1 protein-coding gene is annotated in these 405 nt (G+C 36.8%); it reads left to right on the top strand.

The genetic code is table 11. The features are described 5' to 3' along the window. Positions 1-116: 116 nt before the first annotated feature. Positions 117-405 (top strand): alcohol dehydrogenase catalytic domain-containing protein (locus tag E3E23_RS10000; RefSeq protein WP_206205716.1); only part of this gene is annotated, 289 nt, incomplete at its 3' end.

Genomic DNA, 405 nt, shown 5'->3' with positions numbered 1-405 from the left:
TATGGGCGAACTGAGAAGTCCGTTGATTTTTTTGAATGAGGATCAATTGCAAGCATTGAGAGATGAGCTAAAATCAATTGGAGCTTTATGAGTATTTTATGAAGAGGTGATCAAAAATGAAAGCTGCCATATTTAAAGGAGAAGGAAAATTAGTCGTTGAAGATGTCCCAAAGCCAGACTTAAGCAAAGATTTGATAATTCCAAAAAAGTACAAACCTGAACAGTTCATGAAAATTAGAAGGGAAGAGTTAGTCTTGGTAAAAGTTTTAGCTGCCGGTATTTGTGGCACTGACCTGCATATACTTAGCATTCCTCCAGGACACAGTGCAACTCCTGGAGCGATTTTAGGACATGAATTTATTGGCGAAGTTGTAGAAATTGGTGAAGATGTAGATAATGTAAATA

It is taken from the genome of Thermococcus sp. CX2, from assembly GCF_012027555.1.
GTDB lineage: Archaea > Methanobacteriota_B > Thermococci > Thermococcales > Thermococcaceae > Thermococcus.
This window is presented reverse-complemented; position numbering and strand designations above follow the sequence as displayed.